The sequence below is a fragment of the Sinosporangium album genome (assembly GCF_900100605.1).
GTDB lineage: Bacteria > Actinomycetota > Actinomycetes > Streptosporangiales > Streptosporangiaceae > Sinosporangium > Sinosporangium album.
Window position 1 is genome coordinate 261,373 of sequence record NZ_FNCN01000009.1, and the last position, 9,133, is coordinate 270,505.

General features: G+C 68.9%; 7 protein-coding genes. All 7 read right to left on the reverse strand.

Translation table 11 applies throughout. The annotated features are described in order from the left end of the window. Positions 1–207: 207 nt before the first annotated feature. The 7 genes from BLQ73_RS12295 to BLQ73_RS12325 all read right to left on the reverse strand — a co-directional run bounded on the left by BLQ73_RS12295 (position 208) and on the right by BLQ73_RS12325 (position 8,477). Positions 208–1,107, reverse strand: a complete 900-nt coding sequence (locus tag BLQ73_RS12295) for a 2-oxo acid dehydrogenase subunit E2 (protein WP_218125796.1) — start codon at positions 1,105–1,107, stop codon at positions 208–210. Beyond that, complete coding sequence (locus tag BLQ73_RS12300) at positions 1,104–1,331, reverse strand: acyl carrier protein (RefSeq protein WP_093170525.1); 228 nt, start codon at positions 1,329–1,331, stop codon at positions 1,104–1,106. The genes BLQ73_RS12295 and BLQ73_RS12300 overlap by 4 nt, the downstream gene beginning before the upstream one ends. Beyond that, positions 1,328–3,298, reverse strand: coding sequence for an HAD-IIIC family phosphatase (locus BLQ73_RS12305; protein ID WP_093170567.1), 1,971 nt, complete (start codon positions 3,296–3,298; stop codon positions 1,328–1,330). The genes BLQ73_RS12300 and BLQ73_RS12305 overlap by 4 nt, the downstream gene beginning before the upstream one ends. Then, on the reverse strand, positions 3,295–3,579 hold the full coding sequence (locus tag BLQ73_RS12310) for a hypothetical protein (RefSeq protein WP_093170526.1): 285 nt from the start codon (positions 3,577–3,579) through the stop codon (positions 3,295–3,297). Before BLQ73_RS12310 ends, BLQ73_RS12305 begins: the two co-directional genes overlap by 4 nt. A gap of 189 nt (positions 3,580–3,768) precedes the next feature. Then, positions 3,769–6,894 (reverse strand): AAA family ATPase, encoded by a 3,126-nt coding sequence (locus BLQ73_RS32345; protein ID WP_093170527.1) that lies wholly within the window; start codon positions 6,892–6,894, stop codon positions 3,769–3,771. A gap of 744 nt (positions 6,895–7,638) precedes the next feature. After that, positions 7,639–7,878: a hypothetical protein gene (locus BLQ73_RS12320; protein WP_093170528.1), complete on the reverse strand. Its 240-nt coding sequence runs from the start codon at positions 7,876–7,878 to the stop codon at positions 7,639–7,641. A 203-nt stretch (positions 7,879–8,081) separates the two neighbouring features. Then, positions 8,082–8,477, reverse strand: coding sequence for a hypothetical protein (locus BLQ73_RS12325; protein WP_093170529.1), 396 nt, complete (start codon positions 8,475–8,477; stop codon positions 8,082–8,084). Positions 8,478–9,133 lie beyond the last annotated feature (656 nt).

A 9,133-nucleotide genomic window follows, 5' to 3' on the forward strand; every position in this document is an offset into this window, starting at 1 on the left:
CCGCCAACAGAACGCCCAACCCAAGCCCGAAACCCAAAACCCGAGCCCAGAACCCGAACCCCGAATCTGAGCCCGAACCCAGACCGAACCCGGAATCCGGAATCTGGACCCGAGCCCGAACCCTGACCGGGGCGGGATTCCGAATCCGGAACCCAGACCCGAATCCGGAATCCCGACCCGAGCCCGGAACCCGAACCTGCAACCCGATCAGAACTCCGCGGCCTTCTCCAGCGCGTCCTTGATCTCCGCGAGCACGTCGGCGGCCTCCGCCCCGTCGATGACCCGGTGGTCGAAGGCCAGGCTCAGCCGCATGGTCGGCGCGACGCCGAGCACCCCGTCCAGCACCACCGGACGGTCGGCGATCCGCCCGACGCCCAGCGTGACCGTCGTACCGCCCACCGAGTAGAACCCGTCCACCGGCCGATGGCCCAGCGACGTGACGGCGAACGTGCCGAACAGCTCCGGCCGCCTCCGCAGCGGCCGTACGACCCGGCGATACGCGACACGCCCCACCAGCACCGGCAGCCGGTGCAGCAGCCGCGCCCCCGCGAACTCGTCCATCGTCTCGGCGTCGCCGTCCCGGAACCTCTCCACCTGGCGCTGCACCTCGTCCAGGTCCGCCCGGTCCACATCCCTCAGCACCGCCGACAGCACCACCCGCCGCCCCCCGACGGTCTTGTCCAGCGTGATCTTCGCGTGGACCCGCCCGAACCGCGCGACGCGCGGATTGAACCATCCCCGGATCGCGGCGTTCGCCTCCGGATGCACGGCCAGCACACCGGCCGCCGCGCGGACCACATACGTCACCACCGAACGGCGGAGCCCCTGCGCCCGGCCGGCCCGGCGATGCGCGAGCACCGCGCTCATGTTCACCTCGGTGTCGAGGAACACCGGCGAGAAAGGCCGGATCTCATCAAGGAAGTAGAGCGTGTGTCGCCGTTCCCTGACGACCCGTTCCGTGCCGACCCCTTCCCTGGTGACCCCTTCCGTGGTGAGCCGTTCTCCAACGACCTGTTCCGCGGCGACCCGTTCTTCGGTGGTCCGCCGGTCGGCTTCTCCAGCGCCCCGTTCTCCGCCGGCCCGCCGGCCGGTCGGCCTCGCGGTCACGGCCCGACCGCCGCCGCGTAGATCTCCTCCAGGGAGCCCGCCTTCAACAGCTCAGGCAGCACGACCGGCCGCCCACTCACCCGCTCCAACCTGGTCGCCAGGGCGAGCAGGTGGATCGAGTTCCAGCCCGCCACCTCGTCCAGGCTCCGCCCGAGGTCCTCACGCCCTACGTCCAGGCCCAGCTCGTCCCTCAGCAGGGCGACGAAGTCATCGATCGTGGTCACGAAGCGGTCCCTCCAGTTTCCGGTACGGCCAGGCCGTCGAACAGGCGCACGTGCGCCGGCGGATCGGCGATCTCGTCAAGGTCGTGGCGGAACCACGCGGCTCCGTCCGCTCCGCCGTCGGCGGCTCGGTCTGCTCTGCCGTCGGCGGCCCTGTCCACCCCGCCGTCGGCGGCCCTGTCCACCCCGCCGTCCGCCCCGCCATCGACGGACACGAAGCCGTTGCGCGTATAGAAATCGCGGACCTTGCCGTTTTTCGCGGTGGGACGATACGTGCCCAGGACCTCCCGCAACCCGGCCGCCGAAGCGTGGCGCAGCACCGCCAGCAGGCACGCCTGCTCGATGCCCCGTGAGAACACCCGGCAGCTCAGGAGGAAGTTGTCGATGTGCAGCACCTCGCCGACGACCCGCACGAAGATCGCCCCGGTCAGGCCGTTCTCGCCGAACCGATCCGAAGTGCGTACGGCGAGCACCCGCCGACCGGGCTCGGCGGCGAAAGCCTGGACATCGGCCGGCTGCAACCGGCGGGTCGTCAGATTGAACTGGTTCGTACGCAAAGTGAGCTGGGAGATCCGCGACACGTGCGTGTCGGCCGCGTCCTCCAGCCGTACCCGCACGTCCAGTGAGGTGAGATAGTCGTCCAGCGACGCGAAAGAGTCCAGGAAATCCTTACGGACCAGTTCTTCCCGGTAGAGCCGGGGGCGGGAGCGGTCCTCCACGGTCAGCTCCCGGGAGTCGAACCAGCCGTCCGCCAGCAGCCTCGCCGCGTGCAGCGCGGGCTCCTCGTCGAGGGCGACCACGGCCACTCCGGGCAGCTCCCGCCGTACCAGCCCGCACTCGAACGCGCTGTCGTCGGCGAACACCATCGAGTCCACCGAGAGGTTGAGATCGCCCGCGAGCTCCCGCAGATTGTCATGCTTCGGCCGCCAGTTGGCGATGACACGGACGAAGTCGTCCTCCCGCAGCGTCATCTCCGGATGCTTGTCCAGCGCCTCGCGCACCGCCCCCAGGTCGTTCTTGCTGACCGCCGCCAGAAGCACACCGTGTGAGGCGAGCTGCTTGACGGTGCGCTGGAAGGCGGTGAACGCCCTGCCCCTGTAGCCGCCCGCCACCTCGATGCCCTCAACCCCGTCGTCGCCCAGGATCCCGCCCCACAACGTCCCGTCCAGATCGACCACCAGGCATTTCTTGGTCAGACCCGCCAGGTGCCGCGCCAGGTGCCCGATCTCACGCGCGTATCTCGCCAGCAGTTCGGCCGACAGATGCTGCCCCGCGTACAGGCTCTGCCGCTGGTCGGTCACGGCGATGCCCTCCGCGATCAGAGGGTCGAGGTCGATCGTCACCACCGAAGGGTTGCTCTCTCCAAGACGCAGCAGATCAGAGCAGGCCGCGCGCCACACCGCGCCGAGCCGGGCCCGCGACCGGTGATCGGTGACCTGTGCGGTGGCATGCGATGTCAGCGGCAGCGTGTTGAGCACCAGCGTGCCTCGCGCGGTCTCGGCGAACCGCGCCGCCAGGCGCTCCACCAGCCGCACCTTCTCGCCGAGGACCCGCTCCACATCGTCGACCCGCCACGGCACCCCCACCTCGTCGAACACGACGGCCGGGTCGAGCACACAGAGCACGAGGTCCGGGTCGGCCGCGTACAGATCGCTCCCGGGATCGCCCAGCTCCACCACATAGCCCTGGAAATCCCCCAGGAACGGCCGCATCAGCAGCCCGTGTCGGGCCAGTTCGGCGGTCAGAACCGGCACCACCGTGCCCACGGTCCCATGGCCGATGACCGCCACCGTCAGGACGGAGGTGTCCGGGTGCTCACGCAGGACATCGTCCGGCCGGAGCCGTTCCAACACATGTCCGGCCCGCCGCAGGCCGTCGCCGTCCGCGGCGGACAGCAGCCCGCGGACCAGCGGATACTCGGCGGCCAGGCGTCCGGCGCGAAACAGCTCCGCGACACGCTCAACGCTCATCGCGGCCACCCCGCCACGAGCCCGGTCCCGCCGCACGCGACCGCACCGCCGTACGGCGAATGCACAAAGGCCGCGTCGCCCGGCAGACCACGTAAGTTCGGCCGGCGCGACCAGCCGCGCACATGCGACATGCCGTGCATAGCGTGCATGCCGTGCACGTGAGACAGGTTGAGCGGGTTGAGCAAGTCGGGCAAGTCAGGCAAGTCGGGCAGGCTCGGCAGGCCAGGCATATCCAGCAGGTCGAGCATGTCGGGCAGCAGGTAAGGGTCCGAGGCGTGCATCCCGGTCCTTCCGTCGGCTCGGGCGGGCTTACGCTTCGCCCCCACCCTCCGCGATCGACCTAAAGCCGATCTAGCAGCAAGCAGCCGCCCCAGCCCCGGTACCGCCCTGCCCCCGGCACCGCTCCCGGCACCGCTCCCGGCCCCGGCCCTCCCCCCGGCCCCGGCGCGTGCGCCGGCATCGGCGCCGCGTCACCGATCGCCCGGCGGCCTGCTGCCGACGAGCACCCGGGCCAGCATGGCCCGCGAGCTGATGTTGAGCTTGCGGTAGACCCGGGTCAAATGGACGTCCACCGTCCGCGGGCTCAGCGAAAGCCTCGCGGCGATCTCCCGGGTCTTCAGCCCGTCGCCCGCCAGCCCCGCGATCTCCCGCTCTCGCCTGGTCAGCGCCGAAAGGTTGCAGCCCACCGCGTCCGGCGTCGCGGGCAGCGCCGCCACGATGTGCTCCTGCCGTACGGCCTCCTCATAGACCCGCCCCCCGCCACATCGCCGCGCGAGCTCCTTGGCGAGCACCAGCAGGCGCGTGGCCTGCCGCGGGCAGTGGTAGTCGATGAGACACCGGGCGGCCAGCAGGAGCATCTGGGCCTTGGCGTGGCTCATCCCCGACTCGGCGAACAGATCCGCCGCCTGCTGGATGCGGTCGGCCGCCGCCAGCAGGTCTCCCCGAGAGCGCAACGCCACGCCGCGGGCCAGAAACGCGTACGCGCACGGAGTCCGCAACTCCAGGCCCTCGGCCGCCTCCTCGGCGCGTTCCGCCCAGTCGTCGGCCGGTTCGCCCGTCTCCAGTGTGGCCGCGAGCACCATCGCGAAACACTGAGCGCGAATGAACGGCGGCAGTCGGGAGAGCTCCGGCCCGCGACCGGCGTCGATGAGGATGGTCACGCACCGGTTGTGGTCGCCGTCCAGGCACGCCGTCGTGGCGAGAGCGACGGCGCCCGCCACGCTCCAGTAGAAGTCCCGCGACCGCAGCGCGTGCAGCGCCCGCTCCGCCAGCTCGACCGCCCGCTTGGTCTCCTCACCACTGGACCACGTGGTGGCCAGGGCCTCCAGCGCCAGCGCGAGGCCGCTGACGTGCTCGGCATTGATACGGTCGGCGAGTTCTCTGGCCTCGACGGCCGTCCGCCGGGCCTCCTCCAGATGGCCGATGTGCCGGTGGATGTTGCCCAGCCCGATCATCAGGGCGGGAAGCATGTGGGAGTGGCCCGACTTCCGCGCGATCTCCACCCCGCGGGTGAAGTGCCGTTCAGCGTCCTGGTACAGCCCCGCCAGCGTCTCCGCCCACCCGAGCATCCCCAGAAACTCCGGATGGGCGGCGAACTCGGCGTCCGGAAGCCGGTCGACCGCCTCCGCCCCCACCGCCAGCGACGTTCTCGCCCTCGGAAGGTTGTTGAACGCGTCGCACAGGGCTTTGAGGACGTACGCCCCGCTCTCCGCCAGCCGGTCCCCGTGCTGCCGGGCCAACCGTACGGCGCGCTCCACCTGGTCGCAGGTGGGCATCTGACCGTCGAAACTCCCGATCAGCCCGTGTTCGATGAGCAGGATCGGGGTCTGACGGGGTGGGTCGGGGCTGGCCGTCGCACGTTCGATCTCCTCGGCGAGCAGAGCTCTCGCCTCGGCGAAGTGCCCGAGCAGGCACTCGACCACCGCACACGACGCGACCGCCGACGCGCGCACGTCACCGTCCTCCGGCGCGGAGGCCGCGATGGTCCGGTGGAATAGGTCACGGCTTTCCGGCAGCCTCCCGGACATCGCCAGCACCCGGCTGCCCAGCAGCAGCAACTCCGCCCGGATCCGCGGCTCCAGAGCCTCCTCCGGAAAATCGCGATAGGCGACCTCCAGCCAGTGAGCCGCCCTCTCAGGGTCGGTGAGCAGCGCGTCTTCCGCCGCCTGCCGGAGAATGTGCAGATCGCCCAGGTCCGCACCGGACACGGCACACTCGACATGCTCCGCGAGCACGCCCGCCGGCGCCCCGCGCCCGGACAGCGCTGCGATGGCGTTCCGATGCGCGGTCCACCGCCACGACGAAAGCGCATTGTTGTAGATGACCTTACGCAGAATCGGGTGGCGCACCGTCAACCCGGAGTTGTTCACCCCCGTACGCAAGATGTCCCGCTCAAGCAGCGACCCGATCGAGGCGTCGACGTCCTCCTCTCCCAGCTCCGTCACCGAGGCCAGCAAGGCCGCCTCACACCGGTCACCCAGCACCGCCGCCGCCGCCGCCACGAGCGAATCCCGCGGATCGAGCGCGGCGATCTCGCCGAGCAGCAGATCGGCGATCTGCGTCGGCACGTGATCACAGGGGGTGGCGTCTCCGCCTTCCCCCGTCCCGTCGGCGAGCGCGGCCAGATAGAGCGGGATACCGCGGGAGGCCGTGTGCAGGTCGGGCAGCTGCGGATCCTGCAGCGTGGTGCCCAGGAAATGGGCCGACTGCTCCAGCGACAGCGGCGCCAGCTCGATGCGGGTCACCGTACCCATCTCCAGGCCGTGCGCGAGCGTGCCACGGAAACGGGGAGATGTCTGGCGGGGACGCTGCACGACGATCAGCAGCAGGGGAGCGGCCAGCGGGTGGCGGACCAGAAAGTCGACGAGATCCGCGGACTCGGAATCGGCCCAGTGGAAATCCTCCAGGACAATGATGGTCCTGTGGCGAATGCGCTGCTCAAGCAGCGTGCGCATCGCCCCCGCCACGCGCTGACCACACCGCGATCGCGTCCCCGACATCGCTTGCCCGGAGCGCGCGCCGACCGCCTTGCCGATCAGTTCGTGCTCCTCCGCCGACAGATGCGATCGCCATCCGCTGAGCGGCTGCTCCTCCAACAGGAGCGCCAGCGACCTGTACGGCACCTGCCGCTCATATTCCGTGCTCCTCACATGCGCGACCTGCACCCCCCGGCGCTGCGCGTAACCCAGCAGTTCGGCGACCAGCCGGGTCTTGCCCGTTCCCGGGTCTCCCGTCAACTCCACGACCTGGCCCCGCCCCAGCTCCAGGGAGTCGACGGCCTCACGCAGCAAACGTCTCTCCCGGTGTCGCACCGTGCGGGCCGGGAACGCGATGACCGATTCCACGCGGCCGATCGCCGGTGAATTCCTTTCTATGCACTCCACCTGGCGTTCTCCATGCCCCTGAAGTGATCTGAACGGTGTAGGTTGCGCCTCACGTTTCAGGCCCCGATCGCCACGTCGCTCACCACGTCGCTCGCCGCCCTTACCGAAGGCACGTCGATTCACGCCTGTCGTCGCTCGTCCGGCAGGTGGGGTGTGAGAAAAGAGTCTCGTTCTGGGATCCGCTGCTCGGTCGAGCACGGTGAAATCACTCACCGTATGCAGACGTCACAGACGGAATATGGATGGAAGCCTATGGAGTTTTCGTGTCGCCGGCCCCCCGGCCACACTCGCGACAGCCTGTCGCGTTCCGCGCCGACACTGCGCCCACGGGTTGTGACAGTTGCGACAACCGCATGCCAGATCTCCCCTTCGCCCGCACGCTCGCCCGATGCTGCTCGGCCGCGTGGTTGATCAAGAGGGCGGAGAGCGCCACGCTGCTCCGCCATCCCATGCCGACGACCCCCCGCGTAGGCCCGACGGCGGCTGTAAACGGTCACTGAGCCCTTCCTCTCCGACGAGATAAGCGACACAACCTAGTCAGAAAGTAGGAAATCTAAATATATCCGCCGTCCAGCCTTAAGGCCACAGTGGGAGGCCTTCCACTCGGCGCAGGCACCCGATGCGCGTAGGTCGGCCCCTCCCGCACCTCCCACGCGCCCTCCGAGCGCGCATTCCCCCGCCTGCCCTGCGTGATCGAACCGCCCCGACATCCCGGTCGTCCCGCCGGATAGGCGGAGTTACCTCCGGTATTCACATCGCTACGCAAATCACATCGGCTCTCTTGCCACTTCGTTCTCCGACGCCCCCGCGGAGCCGAAGTAAAGAACGCCACGACCCCCGTGCACCCCCGCTCCGCGCCCGCCCGGTCCACCTGGCATCCCCCGACCTAACGACCGCTGGGCCTGGCAGGGGACGCCCCTGCCAGGCCCAGCCGCCGCACGCCCCCGACCGGGGGCGTCAGATGTGGGGCACACTCGCCGCCCGGCCGTCCTCAGGCCGACCGTCCTCCCGCGGCCTCCGAAGCATGAACGTCGCCTTGTACAGAGCCCACGCCATCAGAACCATCCCGAACGCCCCCTGCGCCAAACGCGCCACCGGCGCACTGTCCACCGCCGCAAAGAGCACCACGCCCAGCCAGAGAAAACCGAAGCCGCCCACCAGGGCGATAGCCGCCCAATTCAACCCCCGTTGCCACATGTGTGCAGTGTTACAGATCTTGCCTCAAGTGCAGGTCAACAACTTTCGTGACCCTATTGACCGCACCGACCCGGCCCCCTCGGACGCCGGTGCGGCCCCTCGACCTTCCCTCTGTCGGCCCTTCCTTCGGACCCTCCGCCGGACGGCGCCGCCCCTCCCGTGCTCACCGCATCCGGTGCCCACCGCGCCGTCCGACCCGTCCGTCAACCCGGCAACGTACGGCTGGCGCCCACACACCGGCGAAGCCGCGGCCCCGCCGTACGCGGCGGCGCCGGCTCAAGCGCCGCGACCATCTCCGACGCACTCCGCGCATCGGAAAGGACCTGGTTCACCCCCTCGCCCACGCCGGGCAGCTGGCCGTGGGCACCCAACTCGTGCTGAAGGAACGTCAGCGGATCGCCGTCACCCGCCATCTGCGCCGCGATCGCGGCCCGCGCGGCGGTGAGGAGCCGCAGGTAGTGCGTGCGAAGGTTCGCCTCGCGCATGCGGGCATGCTCAAGGTCGTCAAGCAGGTTCCTGGCGACCCGTAGCAGGTCCCCGGCGTGGTTCGCCTCCGCGGCGATGTAAGCCCGGATGTCGTCGAACTCCGATCGGGTCATAGTGGAACACCTCCACAGGAGGACTGGCTCGTGAGTACTTCGTACCGGCGCCTGATTGCGAAGCGCTTGCCGAACGGTTGCGCTCACGCCACACCCGCCTGAAAGTTTGGGGGTGTTTGAGGGGTGTACGGAGGGGGAACGCTTCATAAATTGCGTCTGTGATGTGGACGGCGCGGCGGACTGCTAGAGTCTGCGGTGCAGCGAGCCGATCGCAAGCCCCCAGTGAGGGGCGAAGACGACGAGGTAGCTGCCCCTTCTGTCCTCAGATCTCCTGGATCTAGAAGCTTGGTTGCTTCTGACCAGAAGGCCTGGTAAGTTAGAAGGGTTGCTCCGGAGACGGGGCAGTGAAGATTGTACAGGTTCGGGAAGATCGGCCGGTTTGACCGAGATCGACCAGAACTTGTAGAATCGGATCAAGCGAAAAGCGAATGGGTACGCCCCAGAAGAACGGGCCTGAGGGTCCGGGCGGATGGTGGACGCGTTCGTTTCTTGAGAACTCAACAGTGTGCTAAAAGCCAGTGCATGATGCATTACCTCCGTCCACCCACCGATGGTGGGGGATGGTTCCTTTGGTTGACACCCTTTTTTGGGGTGCTCAGCCGGGTTCTGCTTGACAGACATTGTTTGGAGAGTTTGATCCTGGCTCAGGACGAACG